Annotated in this window: 12 protein-coding genes; 4 read left to right on the top strand and 8 right to left on the bottom strand. The window is 47.1% G+C overall.

The features are described 5' to 3' along the window. Positions 1-14: 14 nt before the first annotated feature. Entirely contained in the window at positions 15-1,508 is a 1,494-nt protein-coding gene (locus tag ACYVGO_RS37045) for a M20/M25/M40 family metallo-hydrolase (protein ID WP_142770698.1), read from the bottom strand. Positions 1,509-1,756: 248 nt separating this feature from the next. Further along, a complete protein-coding gene (locus tag ACYVGO_RS37040) occupies positions 1,757-2,431 on the bottom strand; it encodes a DUF3431 domain-containing protein (protein WP_460973844.1) in 675 nt (224 codons plus the stop codon). A gap of 202 nt (positions 2,432-2,633) precedes the next feature. On the opposite strand from ACYVGO_RS37040, the gene ACYVGO_RS37035 reads away from it, so the two are divergent. Beyond that, positions 2,634-4,712 (top strand): S9 family peptidase, encoded by a 2,079-nt coding sequence (locus ACYVGO_RS37035; RefSeq protein WP_460973843.1) that lies wholly within the window; start codon positions 2,634-2,636, stop codon positions 4,710-4,712. A gap of 124 nt (positions 4,713-4,836) precedes the next feature. After that, positions 4,837-6,378, top strand: coding sequence for an FG-GAP-like repeat-containing protein (locus ACYVGO_RS37030; RefSeq protein ID WP_460973842.1), 1,542 nt, complete (start codon positions 4,837-4,839; stop codon positions 6,376-6,378). A 93-nt stretch (positions 6,379-6,471) separates the two neighbouring features. Here ACYVGO_RS37030 and ACYVGO_RS37025 read toward each other — a convergent pair whose 3' ends face one another. The 5 genes from ACYVGO_RS37025 to ACYVGO_RS37005 all read right to left on the bottom strand — a co-directional run bounded on the left by ACYVGO_RS37025 (position 6,472) and on the right by ACYVGO_RS37005 (position 15,412). Continuing rightward, a complete protein-coding gene (locus tag ACYVGO_RS37025; protein ID WP_460973841.1) occupies positions 6,472-7,845 on the bottom strand; it encodes a glucoamylase family protein in 1,374 nt (457 codons plus the stop codon). A 103-nt stretch (positions 7,846-7,948) separates the two neighbouring features. Beyond that, complete coding sequence (locus tag ACYVGO_RS37020) at positions 7,949-9,616, bottom strand: glucoamylase family protein (protein ID WP_460973840.1); 1,668 nt, start codon at positions 9,614-9,616, stop codon at positions 7,949-7,951. A 77-nt stretch (positions 9,617-9,693) separates the two neighbouring features. Continuing rightward, positions 9,694-10,614 (bottom strand): LamG-like jellyroll fold domain-containing protein, encoded by a 921-nt coding sequence (locus tag ACYVGO_RS37015; RefSeq protein WP_142770704.1) that lies wholly within the window; start codon positions 10,612-10,614, stop codon positions 9,694-9,696. Positions 10,615-10,793: 179 nt separating this feature from the next. After that, positions 10,794-12,329 (bottom strand): RagB/SusD family nutrient uptake outer membrane protein, encoded by a 1,536-nt coding sequence (locus ACYVGO_RS37010; protein ID WP_460973839.1) that lies wholly within the window; start codon positions 12,327-12,329, stop codon positions 10,794-10,796. A 14-nt stretch (positions 12,330-12,343) separates the two neighbouring features. Further along, complete coding sequence (locus ACYVGO_RS37005) at positions 12,344-15,412, bottom strand: SusC/RagA family TonB-linked outer membrane protein (RefSeq protein WP_460973837.1); 3,069 nt, start codon at positions 15,410-15,412, stop codon at positions 12,344-12,346. A gap of 235 nt (positions 15,413-15,647) precedes the next feature. Between ACYVGO_RS37005 and ACYVGO_RS37000 the strand changes: the two genes are divergently transcribed. After that, positions 15,648-18,506: a ligand-binding sensor domain-containing protein gene (locus tag ACYVGO_RS37000; RefSeq protein ID WP_460973836.1), complete on the top strand. Its 2,859-nt coding sequence runs from the start codon at positions 15,648-15,650 to the stop codon at positions 18,504-18,506. Between the two features lie 85 nt (positions 18,507-18,591). Here ACYVGO_RS37000 and ACYVGO_RS36995 read toward each other — a convergent pair whose 3' ends face one another. Beyond that, complete coding sequence (locus ACYVGO_RS36995; protein ID WP_460973835.1) at positions 18,592-19,875, bottom strand: Gfo/Idh/MocA family protein; 1,284 nt, start codon at positions 19,873-19,875, stop codon at positions 18,592-18,594. A 297-nt stretch (positions 19,876-20,172) separates the two neighbouring features. Here ACYVGO_RS36995 and ACYVGO_RS36990 point away from each other — a divergent pair. Next, positions 20,173-21,727, top strand: a 1,555-nt coding sequence (locus tag ACYVGO_RS36990; protein WP_460973833.1) for a hypothetical protein, incomplete at its 3' end; no start/stop codon positions are given.

Below are 21,727 nucleotides of genomic sequence, written 5' to 3'. Positions count from 1 at the left end.
CTTTCCCTAAAAAATTACTCTTTCCATCGCCATTCGTTGGCAATTTGCAGCGGTGTCCGTAGGCCCTGGGCTACCAGATAGTCACGGGTTTGGGTGTCGGTTTGCCGTTTCGTCGGAATCGCGTCAGCATCAGCCAGAGCGTATAAGAGCATGGTTGAATACCGGACTGTATTTTTGAGTTGATCGGCGTTGACAAGATTCATGCGATCGCAGTTAGCGTGGTAACAATCAAGCACCTCTCGGGCCAGATGGCCGTTCATGCCAACTACCGGCACACCTTCGAGCATGAATGGCTGATGATCGGAGTGCAAACCAGCCTGATTCTGCATCTGATTGGCAAATACAGGTTCGACCTCTTTCATGGTTTCGCCAACAGCGTTCAAAAAGGGGACCATGTCCGTACGGCCAAATGCGTTCAGGCCCGTTGGGTCGTTGGTCATATCCAGGTTCATCATATAACGAACCATGTCCAGTTGACCGGATTTTTTTAGGTTCTCAACCATTGCTTTTGAGCCCAGCAACCCCTGTTCCTCGCCCATAAACAAAACGAACTCAATGGTACGCTTTGGTTTCAGTTTCAAGGCTTTAAAGGTGCGGGCAATATCCATGATCGCAAATGAGCCAATGCCGTTGTCAATGGCACCCGTGGCCAGATCCCAAGAGTCCAGGTGCCCACCAACAATGATTTTTTCGTCAGGATATTTAGAGCCTTTCAGGGTAGCAATTACGTTACGAGCCCGGATTTTCCGGCTAGTATTCGTCATATTAATCTGAGCCAGCAGAGGGCTGTGTTCCTCCTGCATCCAGGATCGAATAGCCTCCCCACTTTCGAGTGAGATACAGACTGATGGAACTGAAATCAGTTTACCCGTTACGGAGGCTGTACCTGTCAATAATACGTTGCCCGGCACCAGATTGACCATGATAACTCCAGAGGCTCCGTATTGAATAGCGAGTGCTGTTTTTTCGGAGCGGTGAAGGTTTCTGGCTCCTTTGGTAGGTGCTGCTAAACCAATATTGACCAGGGCAACTTTACCTTTTAATTTACCCTTCAAGGCCGCAAAGTCGCCTTCCAATCCATTCCCAACATCCACAATCTCACCCTGTACATGTGCCTCTACGGGTGAATGCGCCAGAGAAACTACAGATACATCCCGGAAATTATCGCTTTTGTTGGGTGCAATCGAGAGGGTAACCGTATCGCGCATCCAGGCTTCTACCTCAAACGGCTCGTAGCGAACTTCTTTAAAACCATAAGATGCCAGCAAGTCGAACGCATAGGCCTCTGCACGTGTGCCGTTGGGGCTGCCCGTGAGCCGGTGACCGACCTGTTGAGAGGCTTTGGCGAGCGTTTCGTACGCACGGCTGTGTTCAGTTACTTCTTTGTTTATACGGGTAAATGCCTTCTGGAAAGAAAGTTTGTCGGGGTAAAAAGCAGTGAGCGTACCGGCAGTACCGATACAGAACAGCACGAGCCGAAATCGGGGCACGTAAAATGTCCGGGCCATGAGAGGATGGGTGGTAGGATTCTTTGCTAAAGATACAAAAAGGATAACTGATTTTCGATGCCGAATGATTAGACGCAGTAACCCATAAAAGCGTTCGGACGAATTGAAAAAAAAGTACAAAATTTACGTACGAAACGCCATTTTAGATTTGGTTTCCTCTAATCGCTTGCTTTTAAATTGCTGTTAATCAAGGGAAGTGAGGCTCCGTTTGATTAGCAGTTTAAGGCAATTCTCACTTCATAGTGAGTCTAATCGGTCTGTTGATGCCTCATTGGCTTCAGTTGAACGGTTAATCGTCCAGCCAGCCAGCCAGGATCAATTCCTAGTACAGTAAAAACTTTATCCCAGCTCCGTTCAAAACAATGGGCGGCATCAGGAAACGAAACAGATACCTCAAGTGCCCGTTTATAAAACGATACGGGTTTTTGATGCAAAAGGTTGCGATGAACAGCAAATTGTGCGCCCAGCACAAACGTGTAAAGCATTGGTCCATCGCTGTCAAACAGGGCACGGTGAAACCCAACCAGATCTAGCCCACGGCCATCGTCATTTTTACTCCACGGCTGAAATAATCGGTGCCCCAGATTATCGTCGGTATCAATCAGGTGACCAAACCAGTGAAACTCTTTTACCTGAAACGATAAGGGTTCGGTTACCAGTTCACGCAGTGTTTTTTTGAAATCGTAGGCATGATCGAAGGGCTTGCCCTGGCAAAAAACAGTCCACTCGGCCAGGGAGTCGTAGCGATTTACAATGTGATGTAAATACGTATGTGCCTCACGTCCAACGTTAGGTAGTGGAATAACCGTATGTTCCGACACAGGATCGGGGCTTTTGCTATAGACCGTCTTTGTCAAACCAGCAGGCAGATTTCGCAACCAGTTCAGATTTTCGGTATAATGGGCAACAACGAGTTCGATCATGATTTTTCAACCGCAAAGACGCAAAGGAAAGCGCAAAGGTCGCAAAGTAAATATACCCTTTGCCACCTTTGCGCTTTCCTTTGCGTCTTTGCGGTTAAAGAAAACCTTATTTTTACAGCAATCTTCCGAAACAAACTGAAACGACGTCCCCCTTATGAAACGGACTTGTCTACAATTCATTTTTTTTCTCACGCTACATAGCATGACTCAGGCACAAACCCCAACAGTAAATCCTCCCAAGGCCGTTATCAAACCGAAAGAGTTGATCACGAACGGCCATAAACGGATCGATAACTATTACTACCTCAACGAACGCGAAAACCCGGAGGTTATCAAGTATTTAAACGCTGAAAATACCTACCTCGATCAGGTGCTGGCTCCCGTAAAGGACTTGCAGACTAAGCTGTTTGAGGAAATGAAAGGGCGTATCAAGCAGCAGGATGAGTCGGTGCCATACAAAGAGGGTGATTATTATTACTACACCCGATTCATAACCGGAGGAGAATATCCTATTTACTGCCGAAAGAAAGGCTCGTTACAAGGCGCTGAGGAGATTATGTTCGATGGAAATGCGCTGGCGAAAGGACATAACTATTATCAACTCGGTGGGTATGAGGTGTCGGATAATGATGAGCTGGCCATTTTTGCGGAGGATACCGTAAGCCGACGACTCTATACGTTACGGGTGAAAAACCTGAAAACAGGTAAACTATACCCGGAAGCCATTCCAAATACCGAAGGTGGAAGTTTTGCCTGGGCAACGGATAACAAGACACTCTTTTATATCAAAAAAGATCCACAAACGCTTCTCGGCTATCAAGTGTATCGGCACGTGTTGGGTACTGATCCGAAGACCGATGTGCTGGTCTACGAAGAGAAAGACAACCAGTTTTATATGGACCTGGGTCGCTCGAAATCCAAAAAATATATCATCATTGGGTCCGATCACAACGGCGTTTCAACCGAGTACAGATTACTGGAAGCCAGCAAACCCACCGGCGCATTTACCGTGTTTTTGCCGCGCGAAAAGGGTCATGAGTACGACATTGTGCATTACAAAGACAAGTTCTACGTTCGTACCAACTGGAAGGCGGAGAATTTTCGGCTGATGGAAGTACCGGAAGGTAAAACGACGGATCGTACGGCCTGGAAAGAAGTGATTGCCCATCGGCCTGATGTATATCTGGCCAATATGGACGTGTTTGCCAACCATCTTGTTCTGGGTGAACGTAAAGCGGGACTGACCAATATTCGGGTTATTAACCAGAAGACAAAGGTCGATGAATACCTCGATTTCGGTGAACCAGCTTATGTGGCTGGTATTAGTTATAATCCTGATTTCAATACGAACATCCTGCGGTATAGTTACTCGTCTCTGACAACCCCCAACTCGACCTTCGACTATAACATGGATACGAAGGAGAAAACGCTTAAGAAACAGCAGGAGGTTCTGGGTGGATTTGATAAGAATAATTACGTATCGGAGCGAGTGTATGCCACTGCCCGAGATGGGGTTAAGGTGCCTGTTTCGCTGGTTTATCGAAAAGGGACGAAGAAGGATGGTTCATCACCTTTGCTACAATATTCGTATGGCTCCTACGGTTACTCGACCGATCCGGGCTTTAGCTCGACGCGCCTGAGTTTGCTCGATCGGGGGTTTATTTTCGCTATCGCCCATATTCGGGGTGGGCAGGAAATGGGCCGCCGATGGTACGAAGACGGTAAGATGCTCAAGAAGAAAAATACATTTAACGACTTCGTGGATGTGTCGGAGTACCTCATCAAAAACAACTACACCAGTGCCGATAAGCTTTTTGCTATGGGCGGTAGCGCAGGTGGTTTGCTCATGGGGGCAATTATTAATCAGGCACCTCAACTGTACCGGGGTGTTGTTGCGGCTGTACCTTTTGTGGATGTAGTTACGACGATGCTCGACGAAAGTATTCCGCTCACCACCGGCGAATTTGAAGAATGGGGTAATCCGAAAAACAAAGAATACTACGACTATATGCTGTCGTATTCGCCTTACGACAATGTTGAGAAGAAAGCCTATCCCAATATGCTGGTAACCACGGGACTGCATGATTCGCAAGTGCAGTACTGGGAGCCAGCCAAATGGGTAGCCAAGCTTCGGGCCATGAAAACGGACACCAATCAGTTGTTGCTTCATACCAATATGGAAGCCGGACATGGTGGTGCATCGGGCCGTTTCCAGGCATTAAAAGAGATTGCCCTGGAGTATGCATTTATGCTGAATTTAGTAGGGAGCGGCAGTAGTTAGATATCTGTAGAACGCTGATTTTTATGATCAATATGATACTGTTATGATTTTAAAATCATAATCGCTCTTGAAAATCATAAAAATCAGCGTTCTATTTTTTGCGAAATTTATTTTTGCTGCGATAATGATCTTTACAAACCGATCTCTTTCTCAATATTATAGCTGGTTTCTGCCCGTTGCGGCCATTGGCATAATCATCGGTAGTTGCCAATCAGGTAATGAGGCAGCCCAAAATGACCCTGTACTAGCAGAAGGAAAACGGTTGGCAGAAAAGCATTGTGCCTCATGCCACGCCTTGCCATCGCCCAATTTGCTGGATAAAGAAACCTGGGTAAAGCATGTTCTACCCGCAATGGCGCCAAACCTGGGTCTGGAGGTCTATCCTGGAAATCTGTATTACGTCGGACCAAAAGCGGCTATTTCGCACAACAATTGGGAGAAGTTAATGGCCTATTATCAAGCGCTTGCTCCCAACGTACTGAAACCTATTGATAAGCCTGAAGCCGTTGTGAGCGACTGGGCTGTGTTTTCGGTAGAAAAACCACAAGTCGATACGTCGCAAACGGCTATGACAACGCTGGTGGCTATGGATACCATCGGGCACCAGTTGTACTCAAGTGATGCGTTCCGAAGCGACTTAACCCGTTGGGACCGGCATCTAAAACCGACGTTGTTTAAACAGCTTCATTCCGCAGCTGTCGATGCGCGATTTTTTCGCGATGCAACCGGCAACGAACGCGGGCTGTTCACTATGTTAGGTACGATGCGGGCCGCCGACATCTCGAAAGGGGAACTGATTACCCTCGAACTGTCTGGCCGGAAGGGTGTTGATTCATTAACGGTTGCTACGGATTTGCCCCGACCGCTCCAATCGATACCCGCCGATTTTAACAAAGATGGGTTGACCGACTGGCTGGTTTGCGGATTTGGGCATTTGAAAGGTGGCTTGTATTGGCTGAAGCAGCAGCCGAATCACCAGTTTACGAAACTGCCAATTAAGGAAGTGCCCGGAGCCAGTCAGGCGGTGGTCAGGGATTTTAATGCCGATGGCTGGCCCGATCTGATGGTTTTATTTGCTCATGCCGACGAGGGTGTCTGGCTGTTTCTAAATGACAAAAAAGGGGGATTCACCGAACGAAATCTGCTTCGGTTCCCGTCGGTGTATGGCTCAACCAGTTTCCAGTTGGTTGATTTTAATAAAGATGGTCGTCTGGATATACTGTACACCTGTGGTGATAACAGCGATTATTCGAAAGTCCTGAAGCCCTATCACGGCGTGTACATCTATCTCAATCAGGGTGATTTTCGCTACAAACAGACTTATTTCTATCCTATAAACGGTTGCACCAAAGCCGTCGCTACTGATTTCGATCAGGATGGCGATCTGGATATTGCAACGATTGCTTTCTTCGCTGATTTTAAGGATAATCAGTCTGAAAGTTGTCTGATTTTTGACCAGCAAAAGCCGTTACAATTTCGTCCACATGCCATGCCCATCAGCGCATATGGACGATGGATTTGCATGGATGTAAACGACGTCGATCAGGATGGCGATGCAGATGTAGTGCTCGGCAACTTCTCGAAGACATTTATCATTCAGGAAGGTTTGAAACCAACCTGGGATACGCATATCCCATTGATTGTGTTGAGGAATAAGACGCGGTAGAACCAGGATTTGTTTTTGTCATGCTGACGATAGGAAGCATCTTCGGTAGGAGACCTTAAGATGCTTCCTATCGTCAGCATGACAAAAACGTTTCTACTTCAACCAACCACCCGTAAATCCGGCGCGTTTTAATCCTTTCTGGATATGTGGGTTACGCTTCATTAGATTCCAGACGAAATTTGTTCGGGCGTTTTCGGCCATTAACAAAATCGGACCCTGGTCGATGCCAAGATAATCTATGTCAAACCATCCTTTAGCTGTAGACCCATTCGCGTAGGCCGATGGATAGCGATAGGTTGGATTGAAGGCATCTCGAAAACCATATTGACCATATAGCTTACTACCATACTTTGTTTTCATCGCTTTAAGGGCAGGCAGACAAATTTCAGGAGCGAAGGCGACCGAACCTCCGGCCGCTGTAGGCGCAATAGTACCATCATCGACTATTTGCTGGATGGCAGCCCCCCGCGCCCGGTACGAAAAGAAATTTAGATCGGCTACAGTTGTATCTTTTGGGCCATCGCAGGCGGTTAATCCCCAGATGGTTGAACTGTAATCCTGCCATTTAGCTGGATTGGTCAGACAATAAGTGCGATTGGCATAGGTAGCCCGACGTGAGTTTTCGGCATAGTCGATGCCTTTCGCCTGCATGTATTTGTCCTTAATACCCCGGAAATCAATCCAGACGTGAGAGTACTGGTGGCCAAACAAAGGGTCGAAATTTACGTGGGCTTGCCCTTGGAAGTTGGCCCAATTGTAGCTTTTAGTCCAGGCGGTCCATACATCGTTGCCAACCGGGTGCGTAGGCGACCCCAACGCCAGCACGTAAAGCAACATGGCTTCGTTATAGCCTTTCCAGTCAGCCTGAATGAAGCCTTTTTCGGGATGCCACCCCATTGATACAAACGGTGGGCGCGCCTGAATCCAGGTCCAGTCTACGCGTCCATAAATCTGTTCGGCCAATTGACGGATCTCGATTTCAACGGGTGTATTCTTGTCAAAATAGGTCTGAGAACTTAAAATGCCGCCCAACAAGAGGGCTGTATCAATGGTGGACAATTCGACCTGTTTGAAACGCTCTCCAGTTTTCATATCCAGAAAATGGTAGAAAAAGCCTTTATAGCCTGTTACGCCCATTGCTTTGTCGGATTGTGGAGCTTTTGCAAAAAAACGGAGTGTTTTTAGTGTTCGTTCGACAGCCTGTGCACGGGTGATATAGCCGCGTTCGACACCCACCAGGTATGATGTCAGGCCGAAGCCCACAGCGGCAATGCTGGCAAATGAGGGAGTGGGAGCACGGTCAGGAATCAGCCCATTTTCGGGATTGGTGGTGTCCCAGAAATACCGGAATGTGTCATGTTCCAGACTGTCTAAAAACGCATTATCTGTTGCCGTTAACCGGTAAGGCGGTTTCGATTGGGCAAAGGCAATGCTAAGGGTCAGGAAAAAGAGAAAGAATGTTTTCATAGGTCGTTTTTGGGTAAACACAGAGATACAGAGGGTTTTACGGAGAAAACAGAGATACTTTATGCGCTCTGTGAAATCCTCTGTATCTCTGTGTTTAAAATAATCAGTTCAGGTTTGGGCTTTGGAACCCCAGGCCTTTCATTCCCTTTTTGACTTCGGGGCAGCTCATGAATAATTTCCAGAGCAGTTGCGAACGCTGGTTTTCGATCATCACAATAATTGGCCCCTGATCGATGGCTAGATAGGAGTTAGCAAACCAGATATTGGTCAGGTTGAAGGCGTCAACGAAGCCCTGGTCTTTCCAGATTTTATCGCCCAGTTTGTAATAGAAAAACCGGAGCGCCTGCATCGACTCGGTAGGCGTGTAGGGCATGGACGACAAGGCTGCCGTTGGGGCAATGGTACCGTTGTCGTTTGTTGGGTCACGGGCTGAGTAACCATCCTGTTGATCGCTGGCGGTTAGCCCCCAGCAATCCTGACTATAGCCACTATATTGTTTTGGGTTAGTTTTGCAATACGTGTAGTTAATCTGCGAATGGGCGGTGTTTTGTTGCCAGTAATCGGCATAAGTATCCGTCAGGTCATGCGGATTGATCCCTAAAAAAGAATACTGCGAGAAGAACAACGGGCCACCATAAGCGGGCCCCAGCGGGAGTTTAATGCCGTAGTAGCTATTGCCATTGGCCATCTTCCCGTTCTGCGCCCAACTGATATCGTAAACGGTTTTCGGGATTGGCGAGGTGTTCGATGAAGCCGCCAGTACATAGGTAATCAGGGCTTCGTTCCAGCCGCGAATGGGCAAATTCATATCCCAATTATAGTTAGGTGACCAATGCCAGTACAGGTTGGTTTCGGTACCACTCTTGGTAAACCAATTCCATTCGACGCCATCCCAGAGCGCGTTTATAGTTTTTCGTAAGGCAATTTCATCTGCATTCGTCGAACTGTTGAAATACTGCCGGGCGGTCAATAAGCCCTGCATCAGATATGACGTTTCGACCAAATCCGCTCCGTCGTCTTTGGTACTAAAAGGAACCGTTGCACCCGTTGCGCCATTAAGCCAGTGTGGAAAAGCCCCATGATACCGTTTCGCATTGTTGGTCAGGAAATTCGTGATCGTTGTCAGTCGGGTTAGTCCCTGCTGGCGAGTGATAAAATTCCGATTTACACCAACCAGAATCGCCATAATTCCGAAACCACTCCCGCCCGACGTGACCACATCGCCCGACGAATTCCGCTCACGAGCCAACCCTGAAACGGGATGCCCAAAATCCCAGAAGTATTTAAACGTCTGTTTTTGAACCAGATCAAGCAGGAGGGAATCGCTGATGTGGGGGAATTTGTCGGTGTTATCGAAGGAGGTTGTCAGGCTGGCGTTTACCGTTGAATTCAGAACCGAATTTCGGGCTGATTTCAGGGTCGGCTGTACTGTAAACTGATAGGCGGTCAGTGCGCTAAGCGAATTTTGGGGTGTTACTGTTACAATCGTATCGCCACTGGAAACAGTATAGTTCAGTGGGACAGAGGCCCCCGTTGATTTTTGCGTTAACTGAATAGCTGAAGAAACGGATTCTTTCTGAACAGGTGCCGAAAAAGACACCGTTATCACTGGATTTGTACTACTATTCTGAAAGTTAGCACTAGCCGATGATTGGCCATCTACCTGAATGGTGTGGTAGTAAAATGATTCGGGCGGCTCAATATCCTGCGTTTTTTTACAGGATAGGCCCGTGGCTACCAGAAGCAGCGCGATTAATTTAGTGGTATTCATTTCAGAGTTTTTCAGAACGTTAGTAATAGGGGCTGTTCTCCAGAAGAAAACAGCCCCTGATGGTACTTTTATTGGGATTAGCGTCCTGCAGATTCGAGTTGATATAAATAGCCGATATCAGTACCTGACAAGGCTTTGTTATAGACACGAATTTCGTCTATTGACCCATTAAATAAACCCTGCCATGCCTGAGCTGCAGATTGGGTATAGCCAGCATTTGCGTTGGGCCACGCACCGATTACAACTTGAGTAGGTGTTGCTAACGTGATAGGCCCAATACCTACACCATTTACAGTCCTGTTTCTATACGTACTGTTCGATACCAACTGGCCATTGGCATATAAATCAATATTAGAGCTTGAACCATCATACACCATGACGTAATGAACCCATTTATTGGCTCCTTTTACAATCTGGTAGGTTTTTCCTGCATCTGCAAGCCCAAAACCAGTAACATTATCACCTCCAGTGCTATAGTTGCCATTTAAAAATGTATGGAAAGCACTATGTAGCTGTAAAGTATCACTGGCAGCCTTGTATGCACCTGTTTCAACATACATATTTAGGGGTCCCTGGTTCCAGTCTCCTTGTGCAGATAACGCCTGCGTTAAGGCAAATACAGAAGAAGCGGTAGTTCCATTATTAGCTACTTTAACCCACGAACTTACCGTTACACTTGGTATAGCACTCGCACTACTCAAAGCTGTTATAGTAGGATACAGCAGATAGCCAGAATTTAGTTGAAGAGCCTGGCCTTTAGTTCCTGTTGTAAATGAAGCATTGCTACTGTTCGATGGAGCAGTTCCCGAAATCGTTTCATTATTGGTTCCATCAAACGTCCAGTGAGCTTTCAGGTTGGATGCCGCTACATCATTTGATGTGTTATACCCACCAATAGGAGGCAAGGTAGCCACATCATCGTCTTTTTTGCAGGAGGTAAAAGCCGCACTCATTACCAGCCCTGCCATTACCCACGCTGAGATTTGTCTCGTTTTCATGATTAATTGGTTTTAATTGTACTTGGAAATTGGGTTTGTATTAAATTAAAAATGCTTGTATTCAGGCGTTTGTATTGGCGTTTTTGTCATCCCGACGCAGGAGGGATCTTCGGAAGCATCAAAAAAACATTCTCTCCCGAAGATCCCTCCTGCGTCGGGATGACAAAAGCAAGAAATCATCAATAGCCTGGATTCTGATCCAGTTTGCCCCCGCTCAGTTGAATTTGTAGACTTGGTACAGGCAGCAACTCGTTCTTGCCCGCGACGAAATTCTTTCCAGCCGCCTGCATCACCTGAGCAGCGCGGCCTGTGCGGACTAAGTCGAAAAAGCGGTCGTGTTCCATAGCCAGCTCAATCCGGCGCTCTTGCCAGATGGCTGTACGTAAGTCGGTTTGAGAAGCGGCTTTGGTGGCAGCTAATCCGGCGCGGGTTCGTATCTGGTTCAAATACGTAATCGCCGTTCCCGATTGGCCTAGCTCGTTATTGGCTTCGGCGTTCATCAACAGCACATCCGCATAGCGCAACAAACGCACATTTTTCTGCTTTTTGTCGCGGTTGCCCAGATAGGGTTCTATGCTTGGGTTCTCGCTGGCGTAGGCTTTGTAGTTGTAATAGAGATTCTGCACCGAATCGGCACTGGGAATGCGGAAACCATCATACAGTACCGTTCCAACGTGTTTTCCACTGTTATCGATGGTGATAATGGTAGAGGCTCTGCGCTTGTCACCCGCTTCATAAGCATTTACCAAATTCTGGCTCGGCGTATCGAAGCCAAAGCCTAAGTCAGTCCAACCACCTTTGCCACCTACGCGTGGGCCCTGCCAGGTGGCATAACCACCAACAGCTATATCGCCATTGTTGAACGTGCCACTCTGGGTTTCGAAAATCGACTCGCTGCTGTTATTGCCTACGTATCGCCAAATGATCGTGTAATCTGGTACTAGTGAATACTGGCCAGAATTAATCACCTCCTGGGTTAGAGCCTGTACTTGCTGCCAGTTCTTACGATACAGATACGTTTTGGCCAGAAGCGCCTGGGCCGCTCCTTTATTAGCGTGTCCTACGCCTGCCTGTGCCCGCAAGGGCAAATTGCTAATGGCATACTGGAGATCCTGCGTGATAACAGAATAGATAGTATCGACTGGGGCGCGGGTCTGAAAAGCGGGATCTGTGTTAGCGTCCTGCGCATCTTTAGGCACCCGAACAACTTTGGGCACTTTGCCAAAAAAACGGACCAGATTGAAGTAGTAATAGCCGCGAATAAACCGAACCTCGCCAATAAGCCGAGTTTTGGTCGCTGCATCTATTGAGGCTGTTTCCAAAGCGGCCAGCGCCTGATTTGCCCGAGAAATACCGCTGTAATAGCCATTCCATAAAGCGGCTACGAAATTATTGGTTGGCGTCGTCGTGAAATTGTCAATATCCTTCAGGCTCGGCTGGTCACTATCGAAGCTGCCTTTATCGGCGTCATCAGAAATGATATTCGTTGCGGCAATGAAGCTGATACCGTGGACATCGCCCCCGTCGCCCCCAAATGCCTCGCTGTTATAGAGGCTATTATATACGCCCGTTACTAGGTTGATTGCCAGATTAGGGTCGGTAGCGGTCGTAGCCTGCCCTTGTACGGGCACATCCAGAAAACTTTTCTGGCAGGAAGCCGTCAGAAATAAGGCTGCAAAGCCCGTGCTTATATAAAGGAATGGATTGCGTTTCATGTTTGTCGAGTCAGTTAAAAGCCAATGTTTAGCCCAGCGACAAGCGTACTGGGCATTGGATAGGCGTTTAATTCAATTCCCTGGGTGGTTGGGCTACCTGTTGTTACAATACCGGCGCTGCTGGTGGCATTAAAGCCGGGCAATTCTGCCGTGAAGCCGCTGTATTTTTTGAGTGTGAATAAATTCTGCCCCGTTACAAAGACACGCACGTTGCTGGCACCTATTTTTTTCAACACCGCATCAGGTACGCGATACCCCAGCGTCAGGTTGTTAATCCGCGCGAAATTTCCCGATTCAATGAAGTAAGTAGAAGGAGGAAGGTTGCCGCTGTTGGCTGCTGGTTCGGTCTGGATACCACTACCCGCCGACCAGCGCTTATACGCAACGGATTTTTCGACATTGTCCAGTGCGCCCTGACGGAATGCGCGCTTGCCATTGTAAATCTGGTTGCCCACGTTGCCGTAGAAATCAACACTGAGGTCGAAGCTTTTGTAAGTCAGCCCCAGATTTAGACCAAAATAGGCTTTTGGCTGGTACGATCCGGCAAATACCCGGTCGTTATCATCGATCTTGCCGTCACCGTTGGTATCCTGGTATTTGAAATCACCCGCATTGGCCGAGGGTTGAATGACCTGGCCCGTTGCGTTTTTGTAATTGGCTATTTCATCGGCATTCTGGAAAACACCCAGTACCTGCAATACATAAAAGCTACCTACAGGTTGGCCGTTATCGGTTCGGGTGGTGTACTGCTGATTGGCTCCAATTCCCCCGTCGAGAATCGGTTGTCCGCCGTTCAGGCCAATCACTTTGTTTTGATTCAGGGTGGCATTACCCCCGATACGGTAGGAGAGATCATTCGTGATTTTTCCCCGCCAATTCAGCGTAAATTCAAATCCCTGATTCTGAATCGAGGCCGCATTTGTCAGAACCACACCATCGGCATCCCCCGATACAGAGGGGACTTTGACGTTGATCAGCAAATCTCTGGACTTCTTATTGTAATAGTTGACTTCGCCGGTGAGTTTACCGTTCAATGCAGTGAATTCAACGCCTAAGTCAGCTTCTTCGGTGGTTTCCCACTTCACATTCGGGTCTTTAATTTGAGTGATGGCGCTTCCGGGCGTTGCAATGCCACCACCAAAGGGATAGGCCAGATTGGGCGCTACGGTTACGGTGTAAGCATCGGTTGGAATCCGATCGTTGCCCACTTTACCCCAACTGGCCCGCACTTTAAGCAGGTCGAAAATCTGCTGACTAGCCATGAAGCTTTCGTTGCTGATTACCCAGCCCGCGCCTACCGACGGGAAATATCCCCAGCGATTCTGGGCCGGGAAACGGGATGATCCATCGGCCCGAATCGTTGCCGTGAACAGATATCGGTCGTTGTAATTGTAATTCATCCGACCGATGTACGAATTGCGATTGTATTGATCGCCCGATCCATCGTTGGTCGATGTATTGGCGTTCCCGGTGTTGATATACCACAGATTCTGCGCGGCTGGAACATCTTTCCGGAAGGCGGTAAAGCTAGTGAGTGTATATTTCTCCGCCGTTGTACCAACCAACACCGTCAAGGCGTGCTTGTCGAACTTCTTATTGAAGGTGATCAGGTTATCCCAGGTCCAGTGAAAGGTTCGGGTATTGATGAACTTCAGGTTGCTGTTGGGATTCCGCTGATTACCACCGGGATTGATAAAGGTTGTTGTATCGTTGTTGAACTGGTAATTGTACTCGCGAGTATTCAGGTTAACCCAGTCGCCCCCAATGTTGGTGCGGTATGTAATCCAGTCAACAGGCTTGATTTCGAGGTAAGCCGATCCTAACAACCGGTTGTCTGTGGCGTGGTTGTTATTTTTCTCGATGTCCAGTAGTGGGTTGCCTACATTCTGATAAACCGAGGTGTTACCATACTTTCCATTCTCTTTCGATTGAATGAGCGGGGCAGCCCGGTAGGCATCATTGTAAGCCGTTCCGAGGTTGGCAATCTGGTTATCGCCGTTAGCGTAGGAGGCCGATATGCCTACTTTGACGTATTTGTTGAACGTGAAATCGTTGTTGGCCCGAATCGAAAACCGTTTGTATTGATTGTCGATCACAAGCCCCTGATCGGTGTAGTAGCCAGCGCTTAGGAAGTAGGTCGATTTGTCGGTGCCGCCGTTTATGGAAATGCCATGATTTTGCTGAAAGCCGTTTCTCAGGATCTGTTTGTACCAATCGGTAGAAGTCGTACCTGGACTAACGATGTTGCCCGTGGCCGCACTAACGTAGTTGGCATACTCCGTGGAGTTGGCCATCGGGACCAAGTACGAAGGCATCCGAAAACCCGCATTGCCCGAATAATTCACGGTCATTTTGCCAACCGTGCCGCGCTTGGTAGTGATGATAACCACTCCGTTTGCCCCGCGTGAGCCATAAATAGCGGTGGCCGATGCATCTTTCAAGACGTCAACATTCACAATGTCGGCCGTATTGATGTTCGAAATGTCATCAGTTAGCACCCCATCCACAACGAACAGCGCAGCGGTACCACCCAGAGCACTGCCCGTACCCCGAATCCGAACAACGGGCGAACTGCCCGGTTGGCCACTACTAATGATCTGGACCCCAGCGGCCTTACCCTGAAGGGCCTGGGTAGCCGTCAGTACGGGTTGCTTTATCAATTCCTCGCCTTTTATAGTGACCGTTGCCCCCGTCACATCCGATTTGCGCTGCGTGCCATAACCGACCACAACTACTTCGTTCAATGATTTAGTGTCTTCTACTAAAGGGACATTGATCGTTGTTCGGCCACCGATAGCGATTTCTATTTTCTGATAGCCAATGCTGGAAAAGACTAACGTTGCGTTGTCATCTGCCTGAATGGTATATGTTCCGGTGCCGTCAGTGACTGTACCGGTTGTGGTTCCTTTTACCTGTACGGTAACACCCGGCAGTCCTACACTTGAGGTGCCATCTGTAACTTTTCCTGTTATTCGAATAGGAGCAACTCCAGCCTGAGCGGAGTTAATTGTTAACAAGAACAGTAGCTCTGCAAGCAATAGCGGAAGCCCTGTTGATTTCCTATAAAGTGAACGTTTTTTCATAACTGATCTGAGTAAAGCCGTTGCCAATGCAGATTCAATACTTGATTTTGTTACTTAGGTACATTTGCCTACTTAACAAAAAATAGCACTAACTTTCCTATATTTTTTTGCACAAAAGTAGGGTGATCATGATTCGGCTCCTAAAATAAGCCTACATCATTACCACATCATAATGCCCTTTTTAGGCTAATTTTGATGCTTTTGATCACATCATACCTTTATTTCCGTGTTTGCCATGAGTGGATTTAAGGGCCGTTCCATAGTGCCTGGTTTTATACGAATTATTATTTGTTCTCTGCTGGTTTTTGGAGGTCGATCTGTGCAGGCTCAATCGCCGTATAGTTTTTGTCGGCCAGAGTTAATTCAGTATACCAAGCAGGTGTATGGAGCCTATAATCAGAATTGGGGGGTGGCTCAATATCGGAAAACCCGGTTTTTATATTTTGCCAATTCAAAAGGATTGCTTGAATTTGATGGGAGTAACTGGCAAGTTTATGAATTACCCCGGAAGCAGCGAGTTCGGTCAGTAGCCGTAGATGAAGAGGGACGAATTTACACGGGCGCTCTTGGCGAGTTTGGATATTGGTTTCCTAATGAACAAGGTGAGTTAGTGTATCACTCGTTAGTCTCGCTAATTCGGGAGCAGGCTTTTCGGAATGAAGAAATCTGGAATATTCTGGTAACACCTCAGGGCGTCATCTTTCAGTCTTTTGCCTTTATCTATCGGTACCAGCAGGGGAAGGTAACGTTACTGCAACCTCCTGCAACGGTTCTGTTTGTACATCAGGTTCGTAATCGACTATTACTGGAAGTACTAAAGAAGGGCCTTTATGAATTACAAGGTGATCAGTATACGCTGGTGAAAGGAAGTGAATTTTTGGGCGCTGAAACGGTCAATTCTATCTTACCCATCGGTGATAGGGATATTTTAATCGGTACAGAACGGACTATTTATCGGTATGACGGCAATCAGTTTAGGCCTTTTAACGCTCAAATAAACGCCTTCATGCAGCAAAACCGCCTTAATCGTGGACTGCTGATTGGGCCTGACCTCTATGCATTTGGGACGCTATTGAATGGCGTACTCATTGCTACTGCTGATGGGCAGATACGCTATCATTTCAATCAGAAGAACGGGTTGCAAAATGGCACTGTCCTATCAATGTGCCAGGATGTCGATCATAATTTATGGGTTGGTTTAGATAAAGGGATTGACCTGATCAACCTCAGTTCGCCTATTCGCTATTTTATCGATCATGAAGATGACCTGGGGACTGTATATGATATGGCCCGATACCGAGATAATTTGTACTTGGGCACCAATCAAGGTGTTTATTATAAGTCGCTGAAGCAGGCTGATGGGCTGTTTCAATTGATTCCGGGCACGCAGGGACAGGTATGGGACTTGACAGTAGTGGATGATCAGCTCCTGTGTGGGCACAATAAAGGCACGTTTCGAATTGAAGGAGCCCAGGCTCAGTTGCTATCGGGTATTACGGGTGGCTGGGTGTTGGCACGCCTGAAACACCATCCGGATAAACTCGTTCAGGGAACGTATACCAATCTGTGCATCTATCAGAAAGATGCGTATGGAAAATGGGTTTTTTCGCATACTGTCGAAGGGTTTTCGGCTCCGGTTCGGCAATTGGATGAAGATGGGGAGGGCAATATTTGGGTCAACAAAGCAGCGAATCAGGGCTTACAGCGCCTGCGATTATCGGCCGATTTACGCCGGGTAGATGTGAGTAAGATGTATGCAGATGCGGAATTTCATAGCCCTGCTCTTAATTTATGCCGGGTTCAGAATCGGGTGGTTGTTACATCAACCAAAGGCTTACGCGTATATGATCCGCAACATGATCGGTTTGTTCCTGCGCAAACGAGTTACCCATGGGCTGAATCGAGTATCCGAAAAATTTTTCCGATGCCTGATTCCACTTTGTTCCTGCTACGCCAGGATGGGTCGGTGGCCTGGACACAGCCTCAGGGACGTGTATCCAATGATATTGCTGTTAAGACTAATCAATGGGTTGAGGACTTTGAAAAAATTGTGCCGCTTGATACAGGTTACATTGCGTTTTGTCGAGAAAATGGCTTTGCCCTACTGCCCCGTACCGAATTTAGTCATCTGAGTGGCTCAGTTCCTAAGCCGGTTATCCGAACCATTATACCCGTAGATGATCCTGGTATAAGCTACACGTTTCGGGGAATTTCGGTGCTACCTCTACTGTCTTTTTCACATGCACAGTCAAACCTGCTTATCAGTTTCTGTACACCATATTACACGCAGCCCGTCAAGTACAGTTACTGGCTTGAGAACAGCATGAAAGCCTGGTCTTCGTATGCAGTTCTGCAGCAAAAAGAGTTTAACAATCTGCCGCCAGGGAACTATGTGTTTCACCTGAAATCGAATCTGAGCGCCCATGAAAGTGTACTGGCATTTGAGATCAGACCCCCCTGGTACTGGAATAACTGGAGTCGGTTACTCTATCTGTTGTTCCTGGGCTGCCTGTGCTGGTTCCTGTATCAATTGCACCTAAGACGCGTTGCGGTACAGCAGAATCGAATCCAGAAAAAACTGGAACGAAAGCTGCGCCAGCAGGAGGAGCGAAGCCAGCAGAAAATTATCTTGCTTCAGAAGGAACAGCTAGAGCAGGGCCTTATTCAAAAATCGGAAGAGCTGGCCAACTCAACAATGGCGCTCATTCAGAAAAACGAGTTACTGGTTCAGTTAAAAGAAGAGCTGAATCGCGTGAAAAACCGCTCGGGAAGCCGGTTGCCAGGCGATGATTTTCAGCGCATCAATACGTTGATCGATACTAATATTTCGAGTGAGCAGGACTGGAAACTGTTTGAGTCGAATTTCAATAAAGTGCACGAGCAGTTTCTGAAGCACCTGTTGGAGAAGTACCCTGATCTTGGGCAGGGCGATCTGAAACTTGCGGCTTATTTGCGCATGAACCTATCCACTAAGGAGATTGCGCAACTGCTGAATATCACCTCGCGCAGTGTTGAATTAAAACGGTATCGACTCCGAAAAAAACTTAATCTGGAGGCCGATATGAACCTGAGTGAATTTATGATTAAGTACTAGCTTGTCGTTTGACGTTTTTAGTCTGAGGTTCGAAGTTTCCGTACAGGCTAACTTCGAACCTCAGACTAAAAACGTCAAACGACAGCTATATCAAATCCCAGCCTTTTCGGTACTCACGCGAGAGGAATGCATTGGCAGCGGAATTATGCCTGAATTTCTCTTTTCGGGCATTCCACTCTAAGGGTTGTCCGAGCCGGTATGAAATCAGGCCGAGGTGCATAGGCATGGTCATTTGCCGGGCGTAGGCTAAATTCGATTCGGGCTGTTTACGGGATTTGACGGAGTTAATAAAGTTTTGCTGATGCCCCGGTGATCGCTCGATTGTGATCGGAATTTCGGGTATATCATTCATTACAATTCCATTAATTGTAATTTCCCTCGTATTGTAGTCGCATAGAAGCGTCCCCTTCTCACCTTCAAAATAGGCACCAATCCCTTTTTTCTCCGCACCTGGCACATTGGGCGGTGTGCTGGTCCAGTGTAGCGACAAATTGTCGAATTCGTAATCAATATCGATCCACTTAGGGGCATCACCAATACCTTCGGGAGCTTCCCCTTTTGCGCTTATGCTTTTCAGGCCGGTAGGATTAATAGCCCACCAGACTACATCGGCAATGTGGCACCAGAAGTCCTGAAACACGCCACCTGAGTAATCTAGAAAATAGCGGTACGTAAAATGGCAGCGTTCTGTTGTATAGAGGGACACGGGTGCGGGCCCCTGCCACATATCCCAATTCAGGGTAGACGGGGGCGTCTGGTAATTTGCCGGACCAAGCACGGGTGGAAATCCTGTTTTCCAAAGCCGTACGGTTTTTACGTTACCTATAGCGCCAGATTTAATGATTTCTACAACTCGATGGTAATTGTCGCCCGCATGAATTTGGGTACCCAATTGAAAAATTCGATCGTAGCGATTTAGGGCTTTTAGCATCTTCTGCCCTTCCCGAACACTGTAGGAGAGCGGTTTTTCACCATATACGTCTTTCCCGGCCTGAAACGCCATAATGGCTACCTGAGCATGCCAATGATCGGGGGTGGCGCAGGTGATAGCGTCGATGTCATTGCGGTCGAGCAGGTAACGGAAATCGGAGTATGTTTTGGCGACGGTATTGGGCTGAAGAGTTTGTAAGGTAGCCAACGCTTTGTTCAGATGAGTTTCATCCACATCACATAAACCGACTACCTCTACATCTGGCAATTTGGCAAACCAGTTCAGGTGATTCGTCCCCATTCCGTTAAGGCCAATGTGGGCCACACGAACGCGGTCGCTGGGAGCAACTTTACGTTTCAGGCTCGGAAATAGGGTCATACTAAGGGCAGCCGCGCTCCCCTGCTTCAGAAACTCACGGCGATTGGGTTGGTGGGTCATAGGATAAGGACAGAGCCAATATAGTCGTTGTCAATTACTTGCTACATCAAATACCAGAGAGGAGAATAATCTACTGTTTAAGGCTTATTAGCTATAAATAGGATTATGTGTTGATACATTTAAAGTGGTTACACTTAGGTTGCCGAATAATATGTTTTTTTTCTTTGGGGTAACAGTAATCTACATTTATGGCACTGAACAATTCAATTAGTAAATTAAATCAAGATTTAGTTTATGGATTAATTGATTGGGTTACTGTTTCCACAAAAATCATCTCTTTTTAAATGACTAACGTTTATGAAACAAATTTCCACTTCCTTACTCAAGGAGCGCTTTTTTTACTGCCTCACCTGGGTTGCTCTCCTTTTATTACTATGTCTGGGTTTTCAGGTTAAGGCCCAACAAAGTAGCTTAGGCGCGCCCAATTCGTTAACATCAACACCTTTTGTTAATACGCCTTTCTCCGTTACCCAAGCGCATGCCAGTACGCTTGCCAGCTGTTGGGAGGGAGACGTAGGCCTTTGTGTTCTAGGCCCCAATGTTCCAGGCAGGGCGATAGACAATGACTTAACCAACTTTGCGAGGACAAACATCGCTGTTAGTGCAATTTCCTCTCTTACAGTTGGTGATAACAATCCGGCAACTATTTATAATGCCAAAAACTTTGCTGGCTTTGTTATAAGCAACTCGTCCCTTTTGGAAGCTACTTTATTTGGCTCAGTAACTATAAGAACGTATAAAAATGGCGTGTTCCGTGAAGCAAGCACTAGTGCTAATCTGTTGGGAGTAAGTTCGAGTTTAATTTCTGGCGCTTATGAAGTAGGCTTCTATACAACACTGGATTTCAATCAGATATCCATAACATTTACTAACCCGTTAACAGTGGTTACTTCGTATGATGTATACTATGCGGTTATGAGGAGGTATGGTCCTGACAATACACCGCTGACTTGCAATACGTCTACCCCGTTGAATAGTCCAACTTTCCCCGCTATTGTCAATCCTGACAACACCGGTTTTGGCGGGTTATTAAGCGTTGGGACTATAATCAATCCAGACAATGCAATTAGTCCCAGTACCAATGATGCCGCATCACTGGCAATAACGGCATCTGCTTTAGGTACTGGTTATTTCTCTATAAAGCTTCAGGATCAGGTCTTCAACTCAACAACAAATGCGCTTGATGATGGCTACCCAGCGGGTACATTTGCGGGTATTGACCTTAGTAATCCATCATTGCTAGAACTTGGCGTAGGAAGTGGCTTCATTGTACAGACTTACTATCATGGAACACCTACCGCTGATATTGCTGCTAGTGGTGGCCTTTTTGTAGCAGGCAATACGGCATTACTAACGGGTACAGGGCGTCGAACGCTTGGGTTAGTAACAACAACGAAATTCGATGAAATAAAATTAACTGTAACAGGAACAGGCGCTAACGTTGGTACTGTGCTCATTTATGGAGCCGTTGTTAAACGTTTATGTGATGCACAACCACTTGTATGTAACACAACATACCCATTGAGTAATACCGCCTTTCCGACAGTTATTGATCCGGCAAGAACCGGCTTAACGGGGGTACTTGGGGTGGGGGCATCCATTCAAGACGAGGGAAATGTAATCAGCACTAGCACAACCGATTTTGCCACAATTACCAATACCGCATCAGTTGCAACGGTTGCCTCAATAGCCGTCCTAAATCCAATTAGTTCATATCCCGCGGGTACGTTTGCTGGTTTTGCAGTCAACAAAGTCGCCGGAGTACTTGCTCTCGAATTATTTGATCGGTTAACCATTACTACCTATAGAAGTGGGACACTCGTTGAATCCAGAAGCGCGGGCAACTTACTTG

The organism is Spirosoma migulaei (genome assembly GCF_054776855.1).
Note: the sequence above shows the minus strand (reverse complement) of the source record. Positions and strands in the feature narration are given on the sequence as shown.